The organism is Streptomyces fulvorobeus, assembly GCF_013167895.1.
GTDB classification, from domain to species: domain Bacteria; phylum Actinomycetota; class Actinomycetes; order Streptomycetales; family Streptomycetaceae; genus Streptomyces; species Streptomyces fulvorobeus.
Genome location: NZ_BLWC01000001.1, coordinates 451094 through 476654, shown reverse-complemented (window position 1 = coordinate 476654; position 25561 = coordinate 451094). Strand labels below are relative to the sequence as shown.

General features: G+C 73.4%; 4 protein-coding genes and 1 pseudogene. 2 read left to right on the top strand and 3 right to left on the bottom strand.

Annotation, left to right across the window (positions count from 1 at the left end):
- Positions 1 to 218 precede the first annotated feature (218 nt).
- Positions 219 to 1556, top strand: coding sequence for an APC family permease (locus Sfulv_RS01960; RefSeq protein WP_173310678.1), 1338 nt, complete (start codon positions 219 to 221; stop codon positions 1554 to 1556).
- A 229-nt stretch (positions 1557 to 1785) separates the two neighbouring features.
- On the opposite strand, the gene Sfulv_RS01955 is transcribed toward Sfulv_RS01960, so the two are convergent.
- The gene (locus tag Sfulv_RS01955) at positions 1786 to 2175 is read right to left on the bottom strand and encodes an ATP-binding protein (protein WP_173317520.1); all 390 of its coding nucleotides are present in this window, start codon (positions 2173 to 2175) and stop codon (positions 1786 to 1788) included.
- A gap of 815 nt (positions 2176 to 2990) precedes the next feature.
- On the opposite strand from Sfulv_RS01955, the gene Sfulv_RS01950 reads away from it, so the two are divergent.
- Entirely contained in the window at positions 2991 to 3329 is a 339-nt protein-coding gene (locus Sfulv_RS01950; protein WP_173310676.1) for a helix-turn-helix domain-containing protein, read from the top strand.
- A gap of 172 nt (positions 3330 to 3501) precedes the next feature.
- On the opposite strand, the pseudogene Sfulv_RS31100 reads toward Sfulv_RS01950, so the two are convergent.
- A pseudogene (locus tag Sfulv_RS31100) lies at positions 3502 to 11067 on the bottom strand (amino acid adenylation domain-containing protein).
- Positions 11064 to 25526 (bottom strand): non-ribosomal peptide synthetase, encoded by a 14463-nt coding sequence (locus tag Sfulv_RS01940; protein ID WP_173310674.1) that lies wholly within the window; start codon positions 25524 to 25526, stop codon positions 11064 to 11066. The pseudogene Sfulv_RS31100 and the gene Sfulv_RS01940 overlap by 4 nt, the downstream one beginning before the upstream one ends.
- Between the last annotated feature and the right edge of the window lie 35 nt (positions 25527 to 25561).

The following is a 25561-nucleotide window of genomic DNA, read 5'->3' as shown; positions in this document are numbered from 1 at the left end:
TCATCCCCGCTCCGGTGGCAAACAGAACAGCGCAGACAGAACAGCACGCACAGAACAGGCCGCCGAATCGCGCCCACGCACGTCGGCCGCTTCCCCCTGACCCACCCGCACCACTCACTCACCCCGCTCGCGGCACGGTCGTCACCACGGCTCACCACGATGCTCAGCCCCAGTCGGCAGCTCCGCTGCCGGCACAGCGGTACCACACAGAGGAAAAAATGACCCGCAATGCCCTCGGAGCCCCTTCGCAGACGCCGCTCCGCAAGGTCCTCACCACGCGCCTGCTGTACTTCTTCATCCTCGGCGACGTCCTCGGCGCCGGGGTGTACGTACTGATCGGCGAGGTGGCGGGGAAATCCGGCGGCGCGGTCTGGGTGCCTCTGACCGCCGCTCTGCTGCTCGCCCTCCTCACAGCCGCCTCGTACGCCGAACTGGCGACGAAGTACCCGCGCGCGGGCGGCGCCTCCCACTACGCGACCCGCGCCTTCGGCCCCGTCGTCGGCTTCCTCGCCGGATACTGCATGCTCGCCGCCGGCATCGTCTCCGTCGCGGCGCTCGCCCGCGGCTTCGCCGGCGACTACCTCGGCGCGTTCGTCACGCTGCCGGTCGCCGTGGTGGCCGTCGTCTTCCTGGGCCTGCTGGCCCTGCTCAACGCGCGCGGCATCCGCGAGTCCACCCGCGCCAACACCTACGCCACGCTGATCGAGACCGGCGGCCTGCTGCTCGTCATCGGCCTCGGCGCCTGGGTCCTGCTGCGCGGCGACGGCGACCTCGGACGGCTCACCCAGCTCGGCACCGACACCGCGTCCCCCATGACGGCCGTCCTGGCGGGCGCGGTCCTCGCCTACTACTCCTTCGTGGGCTTCGAGACCTCGGTGAACGTCGCCGAGGAGACCCTCGACCCCAGGCGCTCCTACCCCAAGGCCCTCTTCGGTGCCCTCCTCACCGCCGGTCTCGTGTACGCCGCCGTGGGCGCCGCGGCATCCGCCGCCGTGCCGACCGACGTCCTCGCGTCCTCGGACGGACCGCTGCTGGAGGTGGTCAAGGTGGCCGGAGGTGTACCGGAGAAGCTGTTCGCGCTGATCGCCCTCGTCGCCGTGGCGAACGGGGCCCTGCTCACCGGCATCATGACCTCCCGCCTCGCCTACGGCATGAGCCGCGAAGGTCTTCTGCCCGCCTTCCTCACCCGGGTCCTGCCCGAGCGGCGCACCCCCTGGGCCGCCGTCGCGGCCACCACGGCCCTGTCCGCGCTGCTGGCGACCACCGGAGAGGTGGACGTCCTGGCCGGCACCCTCGTCCTGCTCCTGCTGGCGGTCTTCCTCACCGTCAACACCGCCGTGCTGGTGCTGCGCCGCGACAGTGACGCCCCCCAGGACCACTTCCGTACGCCCACCGCCGTCCCGGTACTGGGTGCGCTGTCCTGTGTCGGTCTGGCCACCCAGATCGAGGCCGAGGTGTGGCTGCGTGGCCTCGTCCTGCTCGCCGTGGGTGTCGCGCTGGGAGCGCTCACCCTGTGGCAGCGGCGACGCGCGGGGGCGGCCACGCCGTCGGCGTAGAGGTATCCCCGCTCCGTTCCCCGTCCGGCAGGAAGGGTCGTCGAACACCGGGCGTCTGGGGCTGGCCGAGGAGGCGCTCTTCTACCTGCCGGCTGCCGCCGAGACGTATGTCATCGGCATGGGGGACCGGTCGGCATGGTGGACCGGTCGAGAGCGGCAGGGAACGTGCCCGGCGTCGAGGTGAAGGCGGAGAAGGTCTTGGGAGAGCCCGATTCCGCGGGCCTCGGCGCTATCGGGCGAGCGTCGCGCTGACGGTCTTGCCGCCGGACGGCCGGTGGCGGACCGAGGTGGTGTGCGCCAGACGGTTGACCATGGGCCAGCCGAAGCCCCCGGTGCCACCGTTGAGGTCCGGGGTGCGCATCAGTGGCGCCTGCGGACTGAGGTCGTGCACGGTCACCTCGATGCTGTCCGGGTGGGCGGTCAGGTCGAGGGTGCAGGTGCCGCCACCGTGGCGCAGGGCGTTGGTGACGAGCTCCGACACGACCAGGACCACGGTCTCGGCGGCCTCGGCAGCCAGCGGCTCCGGGAGAGCCGCGAGGAAGTCCCGGGCGCTGTCGCGTGCGACGGCGACGGATGTCGCGGAGTGGGCGGGTACGACAGTGACGCTCATCGTGTCCATCAGGTCACCTGGTCTCTGCATCGTCATGCCCCGTTGTCTGAAAGGTGCTTGTGCCCGGCTTGTCACCCCTCACTCCCGATGCCGCCTCCGTTCGACATCGATTACCTCGCCGTCGAACACCGAAAATCTATGATGACTGGGGTAGACATTGAGCTCTGGTCCGGTTATGGTTTCTCTCGTAACCCGGAAAGACAGCAGGGCCCGGCAGAGACGAACTGCCGGGGAGCAGTAACGAAGTCGCAGTGCGCAGGGCGGTGCGGTGGCGGAGTCTCGAAGCCGAAGTGGTTGCAGGATGGCGACGGGACTGGCGACCGGACCGGGGGCCCGCAGTGATCAGGGGCCGCCGTGAGCAGTACCGCAGTTGAGGTAGTTCTCAGCAGCCAGGACTGAGCAGCACCTCGGTGAAGGCGTCGGCTGCGGACGCGCGCACCGGGAGGTTCGGCAGTGGGGTTCCAAGCCAGAGTGGATGCAGGACGGGCGACGGGGCTGGCTGTCGAAAAGTGGCGCTGTCACAGGCCACGGAGCAGTTCGCAGTATCAGATACGCAGGTGATCATCGAGGGAAGAACGGAGGAGCCAGGCGCCATCAGGATCGCCCGGGTGGAGTTTTGAGCCCGGGTACCGCAGGACATCGATAGTGAGGTGGTCTCCGGTCAAGCAACCGCGATCCCCGTACCCCCGACAGCGTTCCGGTCGGGCAGCGGAAAAAGAGAGCCGGCGCAGTAGCCAGGGCCGGCAGATGGTGTAGCAGTTCCTTCGGGGCCCTGGTGCCAAGTGGCACCAGGGCCCCTCCACGCGTGCAACAGAGAGGTGCAAGTGACAGCGGACGACTCCTTCGGCCGTCTCGACGACGACGACTACCCCGCCTACACCATGGGCCGGGCCGCCGAGCTGCTCGGCACCACCCAGGGCTTCCTCCGTGCCATCGGCGAAGCCCGCCTCATCACCCCGCTCCGCTCCCCGGGCGGGCACCGCCGCTACTCCCGTTACCAGCTGCGCGTCGCCGCCCGCGCCCGGGAACTCGTCGACCAGGGCACCCCCATCGAGGCCGCCTGCCGCATCGTCATCCTCGAGGACCAGCTCCAGGAAGCCCAGCGCATCAACGCCGAACACCACCGCATCGCTGAGTCATCCGTTTCGTCGGCCTCGGCCTGACCGGCGCCCTGGCCGCCTTCCTCGGCGGGGCGCCCGCACCACGTCCGACAGCTATGACCTCGGCACCACCTGCGTCATCGCCGCACTGGTCGGCCCGCTCATCCGCGCGGGCGCCGGCGGCTGCCTGCTGGGGCAGAAGCTCCGGCAGGCGTCCTCCTCGGTGCGTCACCGGCTACGACGTGGCGGGCACCCCCGGAGTGGGCAGGAAGCCCGACGCGTGGAAGTACGTCAGGTACCGGGTCAGGATCTCGTCCGTGAGCGGCTGCTGACGCACGCCGAGGGCTGCTGCGGCCTCGGCTGTCCGGGAGGAGTCGAAGCGGCGGTGGTCCGTCGTCCCGTGCCCGGTTCGGCTCTCTCCACCCAGGAACAGTTGCGCCGCGTTGTCGGGCTGCGCCGCGACGCGGGCCTGCCAGTGCGCCGGGGAGACGGTGCGCAGCTCGTGGCCGAGACGGGTGGCTGTCTCGAAGACCCGGTTCAGGGTCGGCGGGTCCGGGTTGGTGAGGTGATACGTCTCCGCACCGCTCCCGCCGGTCGTGGAGAGCGCCACGACGGCGGCGCTGACGTAGTCCACGGGCACCCAGTCCGTCGACCCGTGCGGCAGGTCCGGGACCGCTCCCGCCTGGAGGCATCCCTTGACGAGCTGCCACAGCAGGTCGCGGTCCTGGCAGGCGCCGGTGGCGGTGTCGCCGCTGATGCGGCCGGGCCGGTGGACGGTCACCGGCAGACCGCGCTCGCGGGCGATGCCCACGAGCCCCTCGGCGACCCACTTGCTCTGCGCGTACCCGTCGGGCAGGTCGGGCGCGGGCCCGGTCGGGGTCGACTCGGTGATGGTGACGGGTCCGGGAGCCGGGGCGTAGACGCTCGTGGTCGAGATGTAGTGCATCCCTGGTGAGGCGGAGTCGGCGTACAGCCGCAGCAGTTCCTCGGTGCCGGCCACATTGGAGCCGCGCACGTCACCGTACCCGGCGGCGAAGTTGACGTGCGCGCCGTTGTGCAGGACCGGGCCGAGACGGCGGGCCAGGGCGGTCCTGTCCTCGGGCGACAGGCCAAGGTTGGAGGCGGCGAGGTCGCCGGGGACCGCGTGGATCAGGTCCGCGTACCGGGGTCGCCACAAGCCGTAGCGCTCCAGGTTGGCCCGCAGCCGGTGCGCCGCGCGCTGCTCGTTCCCGGCCCGTACGAGACAGTCGACCGGGCCTTCGGTGGTCTCGATGAGGTCGCGCAGGAGGAAGGCGCCGAGGAACCCCGAAGCGCCGGTCAGAAGCGGCCGGGCGGAAGGGCGCAGCGGCCTTCGCGCGCCGGCGGGCACGGGAGCCGCGCCGGACCGGCCGGTGCCGGTGATCTCCGCCGCCAGCCGGACTTCGGCGAAGAGGTCCGGGGCGCGGGTGTCCTCATGGTCCTCCTCGCCCTCCGCGCGTCCCAGGAGGCGGTCGACGCCCTCGACGGTGGGCGCCGCGAACAGGGCCCGCAGGGAGAGGCGCCGCCCGCACCGCTCCTCGATCCGCTGGGCCAGGGTCACCGCGAGCAGCGAGTGGCCGCCCGAGGCGAAGAAGTCGTCCGTGACACCGACCTCGGGTACGCCGAGCGTCTGCGCGAAGACCTCACAGAGCGCCCGTTCGCGTGCGGTACGCGGCGCCCGGCCTCCGGCAGGAACGGCCTGGTCGGGCGCCGGAAGGGCGCGCCGGTCGGTCTTGCCGTTGGGGGTGAGGGGCAGGGCGTCCAGACGTACGTGGGCGGAGGGGATCATGTGGGCGGGCAGCGTCGTAGCGAGGTGCGTGCGCACGTCGGCCTCGGACGGACCGGGCACACCGCCGGCGGACACGGTGTACGCGACGAGGCGGCGGTCACCCGGCCGGTCCTCGCGTACCGCGGCGCAGGCCGAGGTGACGCCCGGCAGGGCGGTGAGCGCGGCTTCGATCTCGCCCAGCTCGATGCGGAAGCCCCGGAGTTTGACCTGGTCGTCGACGCGCGAGACGTAGACGAGTTCTCCGTCGGCCGTCCAGCGCACCAGGTCGCCTGTGCGGTACATGCGTCCCCCGCGCGGTCGAACGGGTCGGCCACGAAACGGGTCGCGGTCAGGGCGGCCCGGCCGTGGTACCCGCGGGCCAGCCCCTCACCCGACACGTACAGTTCGCCGGTCACACCGGGTGGCACGGGTACCAGCCGGTCGTCCAGGACATGGACCCGGGTGCCGTTGACGGGGACGCCGATGGACACGGCGCGGTCGGGGGCGAGGGGCCCGTCCGCGTGCTGGAAGGCGCTCATGGTGGCGCAGACGGTGGTCTCGGTGGGGCCGTAGGCGTTGACGAGGAAGCGGTCCCGCGCCCAGGTGCGCACCAGGGCGGGCGGGCACGCCTCGCCGGCGAGGACCACCGTGGTCCGGGCGGGCAGCGAGCCGGGCGGCATCACCGCCAGGGCCGCGGGCGGCAGGGTGAGGTGGGTGATGCCCCGCTCGCGGACCAGAGCGGCGAGGGTGGGGCCGGGCAGCAGGGCGTCGCGTTCGTCGATCTCCAGGCACGCCCCCGAGAGCAGTCCCATGCACAGCTCCCAGAACGCGGCGTCGAAGCTGACGGACGCCATGTGCAGCACCCGGCTGCCCGGGGCGACGCGCAACCGCTCACTCTGGGTCCGTGCCATGGCGCCGGCGCCCCGGTGGGTGACCACGACGCCCTTGGGCCGGCCGGTGGAGCCGGAGGTGTAGATGACGTACGCCGGGTGCTCCGGCAGCGGGGGCGGCAGGGCGGAACCGGTCAGGGCGTCGGCGCGCACGGCCGTGGAGGCACTGCCGCCGAGGTCATCGGTGTACAGGTGCGGCACCGGGGAGCCGGGGAGGCGCCGGTGGATCGCGGGGGTGGTGAGGAGCAGGCGCGGTCCGGCGTCGTCGAGCATGTGGGACAGGCGCCGGGCCGGGTAGTCCGGGTCGAGCGGGACGTACGCCGCGCCGGCCTTGAGGACAGCCAGGAGTGCCACGACGAGCTCGCGGGTGCGGGGCAGGGCGACGGCCACCCGGTCCTCGGGACCGATGCCCTGCGCGGCGAGGCGGCGGGCGAGGGCGTCGGCGAGGGCGTCGAGCTCGCCATAGGTGAGGGTGGCGGTGGCGTCGCGGACCGCCGGGGCGTCCGGGGTGCGCCGGGCCCACTGCCCGAAGAGCGCTGGGACCGTCGCCGCGGGCGGCTCATCGACGGGCCCGGTCCCCCAGACGGCGAGGCGCGCGCGCTCGGGGCCGTGAGCACGTCGTACGTGTGCAGCGGGCGGTCGGGGTCGGTGGTGACCGCGGCGAGCAGCAGGACGAGGCGTTCGGTCAGCGCGTGGACCGTCGCCGCGTCGAAGAGTTCCGTCGCGTAGTCGACGGCGGCCCGCATGCCGCTCGGCGCGCCGCTGCCGTCGTACGTCTCGGTGAAGGTGAACGACAGGTCGAACTTGCTGACTCCGGGGTCGACCGGTACGCCGGTGACGGTGATGCCGGGCAGGTCGACGGGGGCGGCGGGGGTGTGGTTCTGGAGGATGAGCATGGTCTGGAAGAGCGGATGGTGGTTCTGCGAGCGTGCGGGGTTGAGCAGTTCCACCAGACGCTCGAAGGGGACGTCCTGATGTGCGTAGGCGGAGAGGGAGAACTCCTTGACCCTGTCCAGGAGTTCGAGGAACGTCGGGTCGCCCGTGAGATCCGTACGGAGCACGAGCGTGTTCACGAAGAAGCCGACGAGGTCCGAAGCCGCCTCGTCGGTGCGTCCGGCGACGGCCGTGCCCAGGGGGATGTCCTCGCCCGCTCCGTGCCGGGAAAGGACGACGGAGAGGGCGGCCTGGAGCACCATGAAGACGCTGCATCCGCGGGTCCTGGCGAGCTCCGCGATCCGCCGGGCGGTGGCGCGGTCGACGGCGAAGTCGAGGGTGGCGCCGGCGTGCCGGGGCACGGCGGGACGCGACCGGTCCCACGGCAGTTCGATCATCTCCGGCAGTCCGGCCAAGGCACCCTTCCAGTGCGCGAGTTGTCGTGACACGAGGCTGTCGGGGTCGTGTTCGTCGCCGAGCAGGCGACGCTGCCACAGGGTGTGGTCGGCGTAGTCGACGGGAAGCTCGTCCCACGTGGGGGCCTCGGCGCGGACGCGGGCCCGGTAGGCCGCGCCCAGGTCGCGGGCGAGCGGCGCCAGGGAGGAGCCGTCGGCGGCGATGTGGTGGATGACGAGGACCAGGACGTGGGCGTCATCGGCCAGGCGCAGCAGGGTCACCCGGAGCGGGAGGCGCTGCTCGATGTCGATCGGCTCGGCCGCGGCGGCTCTGATCCGGTCGGGGAGCTTGTCCTCGTCGACGGCCTCCGGAGCGAACGGGAGGCGGACGTCGGCCGGGGCGGTGATGTGCTGGCGCGGTCCGCCGGCACTCTCGGGAAAGACGGTGCGCAGGGCCGGGTGCCGGGCGACGACGTCGTGCAGGGCCTGGCGCAGGGCCTCGGTGTCGAGCGGCCCGTCCAGGCGTACGGCGAAGGGGATGTTGTAGGTGGAGGAGGGGCCTTCGAGCCGGTGGAGGAACCACAGGCGCTGCTGGGCGTACGACAGCGGGAGTGTCGCGGGGCGTTCCTGCGGTACGAGGGCCGGGCGGGCCTGGTCCGCGCCCTCCAGAGCGGTGGCGAGCGTGGCGACGGTGGGGTTCTCGAACAGGGTGCGGATCTCGGTCTCGGTGTCCAGCGCGGCCCGGACACGGCCCACGAGGCGGGTGGCGAGCAGGGAGTGGCCGCCCAGGGCGAAGAAGTTGTCGTCGATGCCGACGCGGTCCACGCCCAGCACATCGGAGAACAGCCCCGCGAGGATCTCCTCACGCGCGCTGCGCGGCGGCCGGCCCGCCGCACGCGAATGGGCGGTGGGGGCGGGCAGGGCTGCCAGGTCGAGCTTGCCGTTGGCGGTCAGCGGCAGCGCGTCGAGTGGCTGGATGACGCTCGGCACCATGTACGCGGGCAGCTGGCGCCCGATGTGCGCGGCGAGCAGCTCCGGATCGGGGGTGCGCCCCGGCAGGGGGACGACGTAGGCGGTCAGGGTGCGGTCTCCGGGCAGGTCCTCGCGGACCAGGACACAGGCGGCGCGCACGGACGGGTCGGTGCGGAGCACCGCCTCGATCTCACCGGGCTCGATGCGGTGGCCGCGCAGTTTGATCTGCTGATCGGCGCGGGCCACGTAGTGCAGAGTGCCGTCGGCGCACCGGCGTACGAGGTCGCCGGTGCGGTACATGCGCGCCCCGCCGGCCGAGAACGGATCGGCGACGAACCGTGTCGCGCTGAGGCCAGGACGCCCCAGGTAGCAGCGCGCGACCCCGGGGCCCGCGACGTACAGCTCGCCCTCCGCGCCTGGCGGTGTGGGCCGCAGCGCCCCGTCCAGGACATGGAGGCGCATGCCGTCGAGCGGCCGGCCGAGCGGGGGCGCGCCGTGGGGGCCTCGTCGGGGCGCACGCGGTGCAGGGTGGCGAAGGTGGTGGTCTCCGTCGGCCCGTAGACGTTGAGTACGGCGGTGGCGGGGTGACCGGCGGCGAGCCGCTGGAGGACGCCGGGCGCGGCTGCCTCGCCTCCGGCAGCGGCCAGACGGAGCAGGCCGAGCGCACCGGGGTCGGTCTCGGCGACGACGTTGAACAGGGCCGTCGTCAGGAACGCCGCCGTCACGCCGTGCCGGGCGACGAGGTCCCGCAGCACGGCGGGCTGGAGGGTGCCCTCGGGGGCCACGACGACGCGGCCGCCGTTGAGCAGAGGCACCCAGATCTCGAAGGTGGAGGCGTCGAAGACGTACGCCGAGTGCAGCAGCACGGCGTCGGCCGCGCCGTCGCCCCAGGCCCGGTCGGACGCGAGGGCGGTGATGTCGGCGTGGGTGACACCGACGCCCTTGGGCAGGCCGGTGGAGCCGGAGGTGAACATCACGTACGCGAGCCGGTCGCCTCCCGTGACGGCGGGGAGAGCTCCGGGCGCGGCGGGGCCGCCGTGCAGGACCCGGCCCGCGGCGTCCACGGTCACCACGGGGATCGCCGAGCCGAGTTGGCGCACCCAGGGGTGGGAGCGGGTGCTCTCGTCGACGATCAGGGCGCGCAGTGCGGCCACTTCGGCGACGCGGTTGAGCCGTTCGGTGGGCCAGCGCGGGTCGAGGGGCACATAGGCCGCGCCCGCCCGCAGGGCGGCCAGCGAAGCGGTGACCAGGGCGGTCGAGCGGCCCACCAGCACACCGACGCCGTCCTCGACGCCGGTCCCGAGTCCCGTCAGGGCACCCGCCATCTCGTCCGAGAGGTCACCGAGCTGCCGGTAGGTCAGCTGCTCACCCACGCCGGACACGGCCACCGCTTCCGGGTGGCGTGCGGCGCGCAGCGCGACGGCCTGCGGGACACCCACCCCGGTCGTGCCGGGGGGAAGCCCGGCGCCGCACCCCTGGAGGGCCAGCGCCTCGTGCTCCCCGTCCAGGAGGACGGAGACCGAGTCGGCGCGGCGGTCGAGCCCTTGCGCCATCTCCGTCAGCAGCAGCCGCATACGGGCGACCGTGCGGGCCACCTCGTCGCCGTCGAGGACGGCGGCCCGGTAGCCGAAGGTGATCCGCAGGGCGTCGCCGGGAGCGATGGTGAGGGTGAGCGGGTAGTGGGCCGCGTCCGTGCCGCTGAACCCGGTGACGGCGAGACCGGGCAGCTCCTGCTGCGCGGTGCGCAGTGCCTCGGCGTCCAGCGGGTAGTTCTCGAACACGGCGAGGGTGTCGAAGAGTTGGTCCGGACCGGTGACTCCGTGGATCTCGGTCAGGCCCACGTGCTGACTGCCCAGGAGGCTGCCCTGCTCCTCCTGGAGCCGGGTCAGGAGTGCGGCCAGGGTCTCGCCGTGCTCCACGCGCAGCCGCACCGGGACGGTGTTGATGAACAGGCCGACCATCGACTCGATGCCGGGTATCTCCGGCGGGCGGCCGGAGACGGTGGTGCCGAACACGACGTCGGAGCGGCCCGTGAGGTGGGTGAGCAGCAGGCCCCAGGCGCCCTGGACCAGGGTGTTGAGGGTGAGCCGGTGGGTGCGGGCCGTCTCGCGCAGCCGCTGTGTCGTGGCCGGGTCCAGGTCGAGGACGAGGACTTCCGGCAGTTCGCCGGAGCCCCGCGCGGCCGTACCGCCGCGCCCGGCGAGCAGGGTCGGCTTCTCGATCCCGGCCAGGGCGGTGCGCCAGGTCTCCAGAGCGGTGGCGGTGTCCTGCTGGGCGAGCCAGGCGAGGTAGGCGCGGTAGGGGGCGACGCGGGGCAGGTCACTGTCGTCGCCGTGGCGTGCGTACAGCTCGAACAGCTCACGCACCAGCAGGGGTAAAGACCAGCCGTCGAACAGAATGTGATGGCTCGTCATGACGAGTCGGGAGCGCTCCGGCGCGGTGCGCACCAGGGTGAACCGCATCAGCGGCGGGGTGGCGAGATCGAAGCGGCGGACGCGGTCGGCGGCGAGGAAGGAGGCCAGACGTTCGTCCGCTCCCGCCCCGGTCAGATCCAGCTCCTCCAGCGGCACCGGCACCTCGGCGGCGACGGCCTGCACGGGCTCGTCCAGATCCTCGTGGAGAAAACCGACCCGCAGGTTGGGGTGGCGCCGCAGCAGACCGCCGATGGCGGCGTGCAGCGCGGGGACGTCGACGCGGCCTTCGAGGTCGAAGACGAACTGCGCGGTGTAGACGTCGACGGCGCGGGAGTCGTACAGCGCGTGGAAGAGCATGCCCGCCTGCAACGGCGTCAGCGGCAGTACGTCCTCCAGTTGGAACCCGGTCACTTGCGGCCACCCCACTTGTTCTGCAGTCGGTCGATCTGGGCCTGGTTGAGCGAGACCAGGGGAAGGTCGGACGGCGTGTAGCCGCCCGCGTCGGGTCGTTCGGCGTGTTCGGTGATGGCGCGCAGCGCGCGGGTGAAGCACTCGGCCAGGGCCTCCACGTCGTCCTCCTTGAGGAGGTCGCTGGGCCAGGTCCAGCGGACCACCAGGCGTGGGCCGTCCGGCAGGTCCTCGGTGTGCGCGTTGATGTCGAGGACGTGGTGGACGGGCATGTCCGGGTCCTGGCTGCGCGGGCCGCCGCCGTGGAGCACCACGTCCCAGTCGGCGCCCGGGTCACCGTCCCCGGCCGAATCGGCGTACCGGCCCAGGTAGTTGAAGCCGATCTGGGGGTCGGGTGCGCCGGCCAGCCGGGGACGGGTGGCCGGGTTGAGATGGCGCAGCATCCCGTAGCCGACGCCGTGGTCGGGGACGGTACGCAGCTGTTCCTTGACCCGTTTGACGGCGCGTTCGACCTGAGTGGCGTCGACGGGGCCAGGGTCGAGCCGGACCGGGTAGAGGCTGGTGAACCAGCCGACCGTACGGGACAGGTCGACGTGGTCGGCTATCTGCTCGCGGCCGTGGCCCTCCAGGTCGAGGAGGACGCCGCTGCCGCCCGGCCGGGAGCCGCCGAGGGTGGCGGCGCGTTCCGCGCGCCAGGAGCAGACGGCGAGCGCGAGTCCCGTGAGCAGCACGTCCTCCACCCCGGCGTGGAAGACGGCGGGGACGGTGGTGAGCAGGGGTTTCGCCCACGTGGCGGCCAAGTTTGTGCTCAGGGTGCGCGTCCGGTCCGCGGTGTCCAGGTCGGGGTCGAGCGGCCGGTATCCCAGCTGGGGGTCCGGAGTGCTCAACGCCTTCTCCCAGAGCGGCAGTTCCGCCTCGCGCGCGGTACCCCGCGCCTGGGACGCGAGGAGCTGTGCCCAGCGCCGGTAGGACGTGGGGACGGCGGGCAGCGCCGCTGCTGCGGAGGGGCGCCCGCCGGTGACCGCCCCGGTGGTGACCGCCTTCCATGCGGTGGCCAGATCGTCGGCGAGGATGCGCCAGGACACCGCGTCGACGGCCAGGTGGTGCACGACGAGCAGCAGACGCCCGCGCGCGTGCGGTCCCGCGTCGCACCAGACGGCCTCGACCACGTCCCCCTGCGCGGGCCGCAGCCGCCTGCGGGCCTCTTCGCCCGCCTCGGTGACCGCGGCGCGGACGGCCTCGGCGCCGAGCCCCGTGACGTCGAGGCGGGTGAAGCGGTGCCGGGCCGGCACGGCGCCGGGCGGCAGGACCTCGACGACGGGTTCACCCATGTCCGGGCGGGTGGCCCGCAGACGGAGCATGTCGTGGTGGTCGATGAGGAGCTGGAGGGTCGCGACGAGTGACTCCTCGTCGGCGCCCGCCGGCGTACACAGCACCCCGGACTGGTTGTAGCCGTCCGTGGTGCCCGGCCGCTCCAGGAACCAGGCGGCGATGGGCGTCGGCGGCATCTCGCCGGTGCCCTGGTCGTCCGGTGCGACGGTGTCCTGGCCGATCTCGGTGGCGGCGGCCGCGATGGCCCCCGGTGTGCGGTGGGTGAAGACGTCACGCGGGGTGACACGGAAGCCGGCCTCCCGGACCCGGCTGACGAGCTGGATGGAGAGGATGCTGTCGCCGCCGAGCGCGAAGAAGTCGTCGTCGGTGCGGACGGCGGGGACGCGCAGGACGGAGGAGAACACGTCACACAGGACACGTTCCCCTGCGGTACGCGGCTGCCCTCCCGGCCGGGATGCGGCGGGGCGCGGCGGGACGGGCATGGCGCGGCGGTCGGTCTTGCCGTTGGGCAGCAGCGGCAGCGCGTCGAGGGGGACGAAGACACTGGGCACCATGTACGGCGGCAGCGTCGACGCCAGCCGGGCGCGCAGCTCGCCATCGGTGAGGGCCGGGGCGCTGCCGCGCTTGTCGTGCACGGTGTAGGCGACCAGACGGCGCTCGCCCGGCCGGTCCTCACGTACGAGCGCGCAGGCGGCGGCGATGGGGTCGAGGGCGGTCAGAGCGGCCTCGATCTCGCCGAGCTCGATGCGGAAGCCGTGCAGCTTGACCTGGTCGTCGGCGCGCGAGACATAGGCGAGCAGGCCGTCGGCGTCCCGTCGCACGAGGTCGCCCGTGCGGTACATCCGGGACCCGCCGGGGCCGTACGGATCGGCGACGAACCGTGAGGCGGTCAGGCCGGGACGTCCCAGGTAGCCGCGCGCGAGTCCGTCGCCCGCGACGTACAGCTCGCCGGTGACACCCGGCGGCACCGGCCGGAGACCGGAGTCCAGGACGTAGGCGCGGGTGTTGTCGACGGGGAGGCCGAGCGGCACGTTCCCCTCCCCCTCCGGGAGGTCCCCGTCACCCCGGTAGCGGTGGGCGGCGGCGTCGACGGTCGTCTCGGTGGGTCCGTACAGGTTGTGCACCTCGACCCGCCAGGCCCGTCCGGCACGCTCCGCCAGGGACCGGGGCAGTATCTCGCCGCCGCACAGGACGGCTCGCAGTGTGGCGGGCGCCTGGTCGGGGCCGGTCTCGGTGAGGATGAGGGAGAGGTGCGAGGGAACGAACTGGGCGATGGTCACACCCGCGTCGCGCATCCGGGCCAGCAGCCCGGCGGGGTCGTGGTTGACGGAGGGCGGCACGGGGCACGTGGAACCGCCGTGCAGGAGCGGCAGCCAGGTCTCCCACACCGAGGCGTCGAAACTCGGCGACGTACGGGCGAGGACCCGGTCCTCGTCGGTGAGGCCGAGGTGGTCCGCCATCCACGCCATGTGGTTGGTCAGGGCCGAGTGCGTGACGACGACGCCTTTGGGGCGGCCGGTGGAGCCCGAGGTGTAGATGACGTACGCCGCGTCGCGCGGGTCCGGCGCCGCGGCGGGAGGCGCCGCGCGCCCGGTGGACCAGGTGGCCCGGTCGTCGAGCGCCAGGCAGGCCACGTTCGGCACCGACCGCGTGGCGCGGTGCGTGAGGAGCAGCGCCGGGCGGGCGTCGTCGAGCATGTAGGCGATACGCGCCTCGGGGTACTCCAGGTCGACCGGCAGGTAGGCGGCTCCGGCCTTGGCCACCGCCAGCATCGCGACGACCTGGTCAGCGGTGCCTTGCAGGGCGAGGGCGACGATGTCGCCCCGGCCGATGTTCCGGTCGTGCAGATGGTGCGCCAGGTCGTCGGACAGCGCGTCCAGTTCGCTGAAGGTGAGATGGTGCGCACCCTCCCGGACGGCGATCGCCGCCGGGGTCCTGGTGCACCGGGCACGGAACGCGTCGGGTACCGTGCGCGCCGCCACGGACCGCAGCGGGCCGCGCGCGGTGCGCTCCAGGCTCCGCAGCTCGGCCGTGTCCATGAGCTCGGTGGCGTGTACGCGCTGGCCGGGGTCGGCGGAGAGGGAGGCGAGCAGGCGGGTCAGCCGGGCGGCCAGCGCGTGGGCGGTGGTGTGGGCGAAGAGCTCGGTGGAGAACTCGAGGACGCCGTCCAGGCCGGCGGGCCGGCCCGTACCGTCCCGCGTCTCGGTGAAGGTGAAGGTCAGGTCGAACTTGCTGATGCCGGTGTGCACCGGCTGTTCCGTCACCGTGAGCCCGGGCAGGTCGACCGTGGCGTCCGCATGGTTCTGGAGGACGAGCATGGTCTGGAAGAGCGGATGGTGGTTCTGGGCCCGGGAAGGGCTGAGCGCGTCCACGAGACGCTCGAACGGCACGTCCTGGTGTGCGTAGGCGGCCAGGTCGAACGCCCGTACCCGGTCGACCACTTCGCCGAAGGTGGGATCTCCGCTCAGGTCGGCGCGCAGGACGAGGGTGTTGACGAAGAAGCCCACCAGATCGTCCAGGGCTTCGTCGGTGCGTCCGGCGACGGCGGTGCCGACCGGGATGTCCTCACCGGCGCCGTGCCGGGAGAGGAGCACCGACAGGGCCGCCTGGAGCACCATGAAGAGGCTGCACCCACGGGCACGGGCGAGGTCCGCGAGGGCTCGGTGGGTGTCCGCGTCGACGGGGAAGGTGAACGCGTCCCCCCGGTACGCCGTGACGGCGGGGCGCGGCCGGTCGCAGGGCAGATCGAGCAGGTCGGGGGCGCCGGCGAGTGCCGTGCGCCAGAAGTCCAGCTGGCGGGCGGCCTGGCTGGTCGGGTCGTCCTCGTCGCCGAGCAGCGCGCGCTGCCACAGGGTGTAGTCGGCGTACTGGACGCCGAGTTCCGTCCAGGAGGGTTCCTCGCCCTCGGCGCGTGCCCGGTAGGCGTCGCCGAGGTCGCGGGCGAGCGGGGCGAGGGACCAGCCGTCTCCCGCGATGTGGTGGACGACGAGCACCAGGACGTGCGCCTCGGCGCCGAGGCGCAGCAGCCGGGCGCGTACCGGGAGTTCACCGCCCACGTCGAAGGTGTGCGCCACCTCGGTGGTCAGGACGTCGTCGAGGCGGGCGGGGTCGGTGTCGCGGGGCGTCAGGTCGAGGTCGGCGCCGTCGGCGTCCAGGACGAGCTGGCGGGCCACGCCGTCGGAGTCGGGAAAGACGGTGCGCAGGCTTTCGTGGCGTTCGACGACGTCCGAGAGGGCGCTCTCCAGGGCCTCCGCGTCGAGCGGGCCGTCCAGGCGGAGCACGAGCGGCACGTTGTACGTGGCGCTGGGCCCCTCCAACCGGTTCAGGAACCACAGGCGCTGCTGCGCGAAGGAGAGCGGCAGGGGATCGGGGCGGACCGGGGCGCGCTCCAGGGGTTTCCTGGCCTCTTCCGCGCCGTCCAGTACGGCAGCGAGCGCGGCCGGTGTGGGGTGCTCGAAGAGCGCCTTGACCTGTACCTCGACGCCGAGCGCGGTGCGGATGCGCGCGGCGAGGCGGGTGGCGAGCAGGGAGTGGCCGCCCAGGGCGAAGAAGTCGTCGTCGGCTCCCGCCCCGGCGAGTCCGAGCACGTCCGCGAAGAGTCCGCACAGGATCTCCTCGCGGGCGGTGCGGGCGGCACGCCCGCGGACCGGAGCGTGGTGCTCGGGTACGGGCAGGGCACGCCGGTCCACCTTGCCGTTGACGGTCAGCGGGAGCGCGTCGAGCAGGACGACCGCGGAGGGCACCATGTAGGCCGGCAGCGACCGGCCCACCGCCGACAGGAGGTCACCGGGTTCGGGGCGCGCCCCGGGGGCGGGCACCACGTACGCGACGAGCCGCCGGTCGCCCGGGGTGTCCTCGCGGACGACGGCGAAGGAGTCGGCGACGCCTTCGCAGCAGGCCAGCACGCCCTCGATCTCGCCGAGTTCGATGCGGTAGCCGCGCAGCTTCACCTGGCCGTCGGCACGGCCGACGTACGCTGTCTGCCCGTCGCCGGTCCACCTGACGAGGTCGCCGGTGCGGTACATGCGCCCGCCCGCCGGGTCGAACGGGTCGGCCACGAAGCGGGTGGAGGTCAGGCCCGGAAGGCCGGTGTACCCGCGTGCCACGCCGCGTCCGGCCAGGTACAGCTCGCCCACGACACCCGGCGGTACGGGGCCCAGGGAGCTGTCGAGCACATAGCCGCGCATGCCGTCCAGGACCCGCCCGATCGGCGGCGGTCCCGACGCCAGGTCGGCCACCACGTCGTAGCGGCTGGCGAAGGTGGTGGTCTCGGTGGGCCCGTACACGTGGAGGACGCGCAGGCCGGGTACGGTCCCGGCCACCCGCTGCATCGCGTCCGGCGAGGCCAGCTCCCCTCCCGCGCAGACGAGCCGGAGACCGGCGAAGGCGCCCGGGTCGGTCTCGGCGATCACGTTGAACAGGGCCGTCGTCAGGAAGACGGCGGTCACGCCGTGCTCCTGTGCCGCTTCGCCGAGCGTGCGGGCCTCCAGGACGCCGTCCGGTGCGACGACGACCCGGCCGCCGCGCAGGAGCGGAGCCCAGATCTCGAACGTGGAGGCGTCGAAGACGTACGCCGAGTGCATCAGGACCGCGTCGGCGGCGCCGCCCTGCCAGGCGGAGTCGGACGTCAGCGCCACGACGTCGGCGTGCGTGACGCCCACACCCTTGGGCAGGCCGGTCGAGCCGGAGGTGAACATCACGTAGGCGAGGGCGCCGGGACCGGCCACGGCGGCCGGGCGGCCCGGCCGCTCGGGCGCGCCCCGCAGGATGCGGCCCTGCCGGTCCACGACCACGACCGGTACCCGGCGGGCCGCCGAGGTCACCCACGGGGAGGCGAAGGCGTCCTCGTCGACGACCAGGACCCGCACGGCCGCCACTTCGGCGACCTTCTCGAGACGTTCCTCCGGCCAGCGGGCGTCCAGCGGGACGTAGGCGCCGGCCGCGCGGACCGCGCCGAGGGAGACCGACACCACCGCGGGCGACCGGGTGAGCAGCACGCCGACCCCGGTCTCGGGTCCGACGCCCAGGCCCGCCAGGGCGCGGGCGAGGTCGCCGGAGATCCGGTCGAGTCCGGCGTAGGTGAGGGTGCCGCCGGCGTCGCTGACGGCGACGGCGTCAGGTGTGCGGTGTGCCTGGGCCGCGAAGAGCGCGGGTAGGGTGGCGTCCTCCGTGTCCGCGGGCAGGCGGCGGCCGGTGCCCCAGTGCGTGACGCGGGCGTGTTCGTCCGGCGTCATCAGGTCGTAGCCCGCCAGGGGCAGAGCGGGGTCGGCGGCCACCTGTTCCAGGAGGCGGACCAGGCGGTCCGTCAGTGCTTCGACGGTGGACCGGTCGAAGAGCGCGGTGGCGTACTCGATCCCGGCGGTGAGGCCCCCGCCGCCCGGCTCCTCGTCGAAGGCGAAGGTGAGGTCGAACTTGCTCAGGCCGTTGTGGACGAGCCGGCTCTCGACGGTGAGCCCCGGCAGGTCGGGGCGGGCGGGCTCCTGGTTCTGCAGGACCAGCATGGTCTGGAACAGCGGGTGGTGGTTGCGCGCCCGGACGGGGTTGAGGCTCTCCACCAGCCGTTCGAAGGGCACGTCCTGGTGGGCGTAGGCGGCCAGGTCGAACTCCCGGACGCGGGTCAGCAGTTCGCGGAAGGACGGATTGCCGGACAGGTCCGTGCGCAGGACCAGCGTGTTGACGAAGAATCCGACCAGATCCTCCAGGGCCTCGTCCGTGCGGCCGGCGACGGGCGAGCCGAGCGGGATGTCGTCACCCGCGCCGTGCCGGTGCAGCAGCGTGGCCACCGCCGCCTGGAGCACCATGAACAGACTGCTGCCCGACTCCCGCGCCAGCCGCAGGAGCTGTGCGTGCAGGGAGGGGGAGACGTCGAAGGTGTGGACGGCTCCCCTCGGGTCGGTGGTGACCGGGCGCGGCCGGTCCAGCGGCAGGTCGATCAGTCCGGGCAGATCCGCCAGGGCGCTGTGCCAGTGGTCGAGCTGCTGCCGCAGGACGCTCTGCGGCGCGACGCCGTCGCCGAGGGCGGCGCGCTGCCAGAGCGCGTAGTCGGCGTACTGGAGCGGGGCGTTGGCTACCGGCTCGGGTTCACCGCCCGCGAGACGGACCCGGTAGGCGTCACCGAGATCTCGGGCGAGCGGCGCGAGGGACCAGCCGTCGCCCGCGATGTGGTGCAGGACGAGCACCAGGACGTGGTGAGCGGGTGCGGAACGCAGGAGCAGGGCACGCAGCGGCGGGTCCGTGAGGACGTCGAACGGCTCGCGCACGGCGGCCAGGACGGCCGCCTCCAGACCGGCCGGCGCCGTCGTGACCACAGGCAGACGGGGTGTGGCGGCCTCGGCGGGCACCACCAGCTGGTGCGGCACCCCGTCCTGTTCGGGGAACAGCGTACGCAGCGCCTCGTGCCGCTCCACGACGTCACGCAGGGCGGCGCGCAGGGCGTCCGTCTCCAGGGTGCCGTGGAGTTCCAGCACCAGCGGGATGTTGTACGCGGAACTGGGGCCTTCCAGCCGGTTGAGGAACCACAGGCGTTGCTGCGCGAAGGACAGCGGAAGCGGATCGGGCCGGTGCGCCGCGGGCACCACGGGCGGGCGGCCCCGGCCCGGCGTGTCGAGGGCCCGGGCCAGACCCGCGACGGTCGGGTGCTCGAAGAGGGTGCGTACGGCGATCTCGGCACCCAGGACGGTGCGGACGCGGCTGACGACGCGCATGGCGAGGAGCGAGTGCCCGCCGAGGTCGAAGAAGCTGTCGTGCGGACCCACATGCGGCCGCTGAAGAACATCGGCGAAGATGCCGGCGAGCAGGTCCTCCTGGGGCGTGTGCCGCGCCGGTCCGGTGGGAGCATCGGTGTCCGGCCCGGGTTCCGGCAGCGCCCGCCGGTCCACCTTGCCGTTGGGCAGGAGCGGGAGAGCGTCCAGGGCGACGACGGTGCCCGGCACCATGTAGTGCGGCAGGGTCTCGGCGAGTGCGTCGCGCAGGGCGGCGGCGCGCGGGGCCGCCTCTCCCGCGACGGTGTAGGCGACGAGGCGGCGCCGGCCGGGCGCGTCCTCGCGGATCACGGCGCAGGCGGCCGTGACACCGGGCTGTGACAGGAGCGCGGCCTCGACCTCGCCCAGCTCGATCCGGAAGCCGCGGAGCTTCACCTGGTCGTCGGCGCGGGCCACGTAGTCGAGGAGACCGTGCGCATTCCACCGTACGAGGTCACCCGTCCGGTACATGCGGGCACCGGTGGCGTCGAACGGGTCGGCGACGAAGCGCGCCGAGGTCAGGCCCCCGCGGTTCAGGTAGCCGCGGGCGAGGTTGGGACCCGACAGGTAGAGCTCCCCGGTGACACCCGGCGGTACGGGCCGCAGACGGCCGTCGAGGACGTAGGCGCGCATCCCGTCGACGGCACGCCCGATCGGCACCGTCTCGTACGGCGTACCGGCGTCCGCGTGTCCGCCGCCCCCCGGGCCGTCGGCGCGGTGGGCGGTGGCGTCGATGGCCGTCTCGGTCGGCCCGTAGAGGTTGTGCACCTCGGCCCGCCACAGCTCGGCCACATCGTCGGCGAGGGCGCGCGGCAGCGGTTCGCCACCGCACAGCACTGCGCGCAGGCCGGGCAGCGGCGCGGTGCGCGCGGCCTCGGTGAGGACGAGGGTCAGGTGGGAGGGTACGAACTGGGCGACGGTGACGCCGAACCGGCTCATCCAGGAGACGAGTTCGCGGGGCTCCTGATTGGCGCCGTGCGGCAGCACGCAGACTTCGGCGCCGTTCATCAGGGGGAGCCACAGCTCCCACACGGAGGCGTCGAAGCTGGTGGACGTGCGGGCCAGGACCCGGTCCTGCGGGGTGATCGCCAGGTGCCGCGCCATCCACGCCATGTGATGGGCGAGGGCGGTGTGCGGGACCACCACGCCTTTGGGGCGGCCGGTGGAGCCGGAGGTGTAGATCACGTACGCGGGGTCCGCCGGGTGGAGGGCCGTGTCCGGGAGCGCCGGGGAGGGGCCCGGGGGTGTGGCGGCCGGGTCGTCGAGGGCGAGCCACGGGACGTCGCAGGCGGGCAGGTCCGCGTGGACGTCCGTGGTGGTGAGCAGCAGGACGGGTCTGGCGTCGTCCAGCATGTGCCGGATGCGGGCGTGCGGGTACTGCGGGTCGACGGGCAGGTAGGCGGCCCCCGCCCGCAGCACGGCCAGCGTGGCGACGACGGTGTCCACGGACGGCGGCGCGGCTAGGGCGATCCGGTCCTCGCGTCCCGCGCCCCGGGCCCGCAGGACGTGGGCGAGGGCGTCGGCGCGGGCGTCGAGTTCGGCGTAGGTGAGGCTCGTGTGCGCGTCACGCACGGCGACCGCGTGCGGTGTACGGGCGGCCCACTCCCGGACCGCTTCGGGGGCCGTGCGGGCGGGCAGCGCCGGTTCCGCGCCCCGTCCCTGGGCGAGAAGGCTGTCGCGCTCATCCGGGGTGAGCGGGTCGAGGTCGCCGACCGCCAGGTCGGGGTCGGTCACGGCCAGGGTGAGGACGCGGGTGAAGCGGGCGCACAGGGCGCGGGCGGTGGCGGCCTCGAAGAGGTCGGTGGCGTACTCCAGGTAGCCGCCGATGCCTCCGGCGCCGACCGGGGTGTCCGCGGCGGCGCGGCCGGCGTCGGTGTGCCCCGTGTGCTCGGTGAAATCCGAGTGCTCCGGGAGCTCGGTGAGCGAGAACGTCAGGTCGAACTTGCTGACCCCCGTGTGCCCGGACCGGTCGCGGACGGTGACGCCCGGCAGATCGAGCCCCGCCCGCTCCTGGTTCTGGAGGACCAGCATGGTCTGGAAGAGCGGGTGGTGGTCGCTGGACCGCTCCGGATTGAGGGCCTCCACGATCCGTTCGAAGGGGATGTCGCCGTGGCTGAGGGCGGCGATGTCGAATTCCTTGACCCGGTCCAGCAGTTCGCGGAAGGTCGGGTCGCCGGACAGGTCCGCGCGCAGGACGACGGTGTTGACGAAGAATCCGACCAGGTCGTCGAGGACCTCGTCGGTGCGGCCGGCCACGGCGGTACCCAGCGGGATGTCGTCACCGGCGCCGTGAGCCCGCAGCGTCACGGCGAGAGCCGCCTGGAGCACCATGAAGGGGGTGCAGCCGGCGGCGCGGGCGAGCCGGACGAGCGCGGCGTGCGCCGGGGCGGGCAGCTCGAAGGGGACGGCGTCGCCCCGGTGGCTGGGCACGGCGGGGCGGGCCCGGTCCACGGGCAGGTCCAGCAGGTCGGGGGAGCCGCGCAGGGCCTCCTGCCAGAAGGCGAGCTGGCGTGCGGCCAGGCTGTCCGGGTCACTGTCGTCGCCGAGGAGCCGGCGCTGCCACAGGGCGTAGTCGGCGTACTGCACGGGCAGCGCGGGCCAGTCGGGCGTGCCCGCGTCCGTGCTCCTGGCGCGGTAGGCGGCGCCGAGGTCACGGCTGAGCGGGGCGAGGGACCAGCCGTCCGCGACGACGTGGTGCAGGACGAGGACCAGGACGTGGCGGTCATGGCCCAGCCGGAGCAGCCGGGCGCGGACGGCGAGGTCGCCGGTGAGGTCGAAGGGCTCGGCGGTCAGGCGGGACACCGTCTCCTCGGCCCAGGCGTCGGCGGTCTCCTCGGCCGGGGCCGGTTCGACGACGAGAGGGGCGAGCGAGGCGGCGGCGCCCGCGTCGAGGACCTCCTGGCGGGCGACGCCGTCCTGTTCGGCGAAGACGGTGCGCAGGCTCTCGTGCCGGGCGACCACGTCGGCCAGGGCGCCGCGCAGGGCGTCCGTGTCCAGAGGACCGTCGAGTGCCAGGACGAGCGGAACGTTGTACGTGGCGGCGGGGCCCTCCACCCGGTTGAGGAACCACAGGCGCTGCTGCGCGTAGGACAGCGGTACCGCCGCGGGCCGCTCCTGCGGGGTGAGCGCGGGCCTGGCGGCCCCGGCGGTGTCGAGCGCGGCGGCCAGGGAGGCGACCGTGGGGTGGTCGAAGAGCGTGCGCAGACCAAGTTCGGCGCCCAGGGCGGCCCGCACCCGGGCGGTCAGGCGGGTGGCGAGCAGCGAGTGTCCGCCCAGGGAGAAGAAGTTGTCGTCGATGCCGACCGCGCTCACCCCCAGCACGTCGGCGAACAGGCCGGCCAGCACCTCCTCGTAGGCGGTGCGCGGCGCGCGGCTCCCGGGGGCGACGGCGCGGGGCGCGGGCAGGGCGCGGCGGTCGACCTTGCCGTTGGGGTTCAGGGGCAGCGCGTCGAGGGGCACGAAGACGGAGGGCACCATGTACGCGGGCAGCACGCGCCCGACACGACGTGCCAGGGCGGAGCCGTCCAGCAGGGAGCCGGGGGCGGGGACGGCGTAGGCGACGAGCCGGCGGTCGCCGGGTACGTCCTCGCGGACCAGCACGCAGGCGGCGCGCACGTCCGGGTCGCCGAGCAGGACGTTCTCGATCTCGGCGGGTTCGATGCGGAACCCCCGCAGCTTGATCTGCCCGTCCGCACGGCCGACGTACTCGACGTCGCCGCGCGCCGTCCAGCGGGCGAGGTCTCCGGTGCGGTACATGCGGCCACCGCGCGCGTCGTACGGGTCGGCGACGAACCGGGTGGCGGTCAGCGCCGCACGGCCCTGGTAACCGCGGGCGACACCGTGGCCGGACACGTACAACTCGCCCACCACACCGGGCGGCACCATGGACAGGTCGCTGTCGAGCACGTACAGGCGCATCCCGTCCAGGGCCAGGCCGATGGGCGGCACGCCCGTAGTACCGGCGGCGACCTGATGACGGGTGGCGAAGGTCGTGGTCTCCGTGGGGCCGTACACGTTCAGCACGCGCGGGCCGGGCGCGGCGGCCACCCGCTGCATCAGGTCGGGGGGCGCGGCCTCGCCGCCCACGGCGACCAGGCGCAGTCCGGTGAAGGCGGCCGGACCCGCCTCGGCCAGGACGTTGAACAGGGCAGTCGTCAGGAACAACGCGCTCACCCCGTGCCGCCGCACCATGTCCTGGAGGACCTGGGGCTCCAGCACGCCGCCGGGGGCGACGACCACGCGGCCGCCGTTGAGGAGCGGGACCCAGATCTCGAACGTGGAGGCGTCGAACACGTAGGCCGAGTGCAGCAGCACCGCGTCGGACACCCCGCCTGTCCAGGCGGAGTCGGCGGCCAGCGCGAGCACGTCGGCGTGGGCGACTCCCACCCCCTTGGGCAGGCCGGTGGAACCGGAGGTGAACATCACGTAGGCGAGCCGGTCGCCCCGGGCCACGCGGGGCAGCGGTCCCTGTTCCGGCGGAGCGCCGCGCACCACGCGCCCGGCGCCGTCGACGACCACCACCGGCAGGGTGGCGGCCCTCTCCCGCACCCAGGGCTCACCGGCACCGGCCTCGTCGACCACCAGGGCGCGGACCCGGGCGATCTCCGCGACGCGGTCGAGCCGTTCGGCCGGCCATGCGGGGTCCATCGGTACGTACGCCGCTCCCGCGCCGACCGCGCCGAGCGTCGCGGACACCAGGGCCGCCGAACGGCCCGCCAGCACACCGACACCGTCCTCGGCGTCGACACCCCACCCGGCCAGGGCGCGGGAAAGGTCCTCCGCCACCCGCGCCAGCTCCCGGTAGGAGAGCGTGACGGCGCCGTCCACCACCGCCGGGGCGTCCGGTGTCCGGCGTACCTGAGCGCCGAACACCTCGGGCAGGCTCGAGTCCACGGTCCCCGCGGGCAGGCCGGTGCCGCGCCCCTGCGCGAGCAGAGCCCCGGCGGTGGTGGCGTCGGTGAACGGCAGATCCCGCAGGAGGGTGTCGGCGTCCGCGCCGGCCAGAGCCGACAGGAAGGAGACGACCGCCTGCTGGTGCAGCCGCACGTCCTCGGGACGGTACAGCTCCGGGTTGGCGTCGAAGCCGATCAACGGCCCTGTGCCCTCGGACCGTTCGGAGACGAAGAGGGACACGTCGTCGACGGGTCCGATGGACAGCAAGCGGGAGGCGCCGGGACTTCCGGCGAAGTCCAGGTCGTACTCGTAACCCATGATGTTGACCACGACACCGGTCAGGCGCGCCGCGTCGTCGGCCATGTTCAGTTCACGGGCGAGCTGTTCGCGGGAGAAGCGGCGGTGGCGCAGCGCGCCGCGCATCTCGGTGGCGACAGCGCGTACGAGAGCGCCGACCGTCATGTCGGCGGTGACGGTCAGGCGCAGCGGCAGGATGTTGGCGGTCATGCCGACGATGTTCCTGAGCCCGCCGTGACGGCCGTTGGAGGCGAGGCCCACGGTGACGTCCCGCGTCCCGGTGACCCGGCCGGTGTAGGCGGCGACCGCGCTCACGAGTACGGCGGTCCAGGTGGTGCGATGGGCGGAGGCGAGCCGGCGCAGGCCGTCGAGGACGGCGACGGGCAGGGTGTCGCCGGTGTGCAGTCCGACGTCCGGGGCGTCGGGGGCGGTCGGCGCCGGAGCGTCGTTGCGCCGGCGGACGAGCGCCCTGCCGGCGCGCGCGTCCTCTTCGCCCTTCTCGTTCCCTTGGTGTCCGGCGCCGGCCGGGTCCACGGCGGGACCGGTGACCAGGTCCGCGAACCTGCTGGTCCAGTAGGCGCGGTCGGCCTCGTAACGGTCCGATGCACGGTAGGCCGTCTCGTCGTCCACGAGATCGCGCAGGGTGGCCGCGGGCGGCTCGACCTCGGCGAGGTTCTCGCCGTGCACGGCACGTCCGTAGAGGTCGGCCACCGTGCGGGCGAAGACGGCGCCGCCGAGCCCGTCGAGGGCTATGTGGTGGTAACGCACGTACCAGTAGTGCAGATGACGGCCGAGCCGCAGCAGCGCGAAATGGTGCTGCGGGGCATCGAGCCTGTCGACGGTGGCCATGTCCTCGGCCAGGTAACGTTCGGCCGCCGAGGCGGGGTCCTCGGCGCCGGACAGGTCGACCAGGCGGAGTCGGCCGGTTCGGGACGGACGACGGACGACGCGCTGACGGACCGTGTCGTCGCTGGTGACGAACTCGGTGTTGAGGCTCTCGCACAGGGCGACGGCACGGTCGACCGCTGCGGCGAACAAACCCTCGTCGAGGCCGCCACGGATCTCGAAGCACTCCCCGATGTTGTATTTAGGGCTGTCGGGGTCGACCAGCTGCCCATACCAGACACCTTGCTGAGCCGTAGTCAGATCGAATAACTCTTGGGAAACCGCGCGGGTTGCGGGGGAGTGGTTTTCGCGCATGCTGATGCACACCTTTGGGGAGAGTTTTCGGGGAC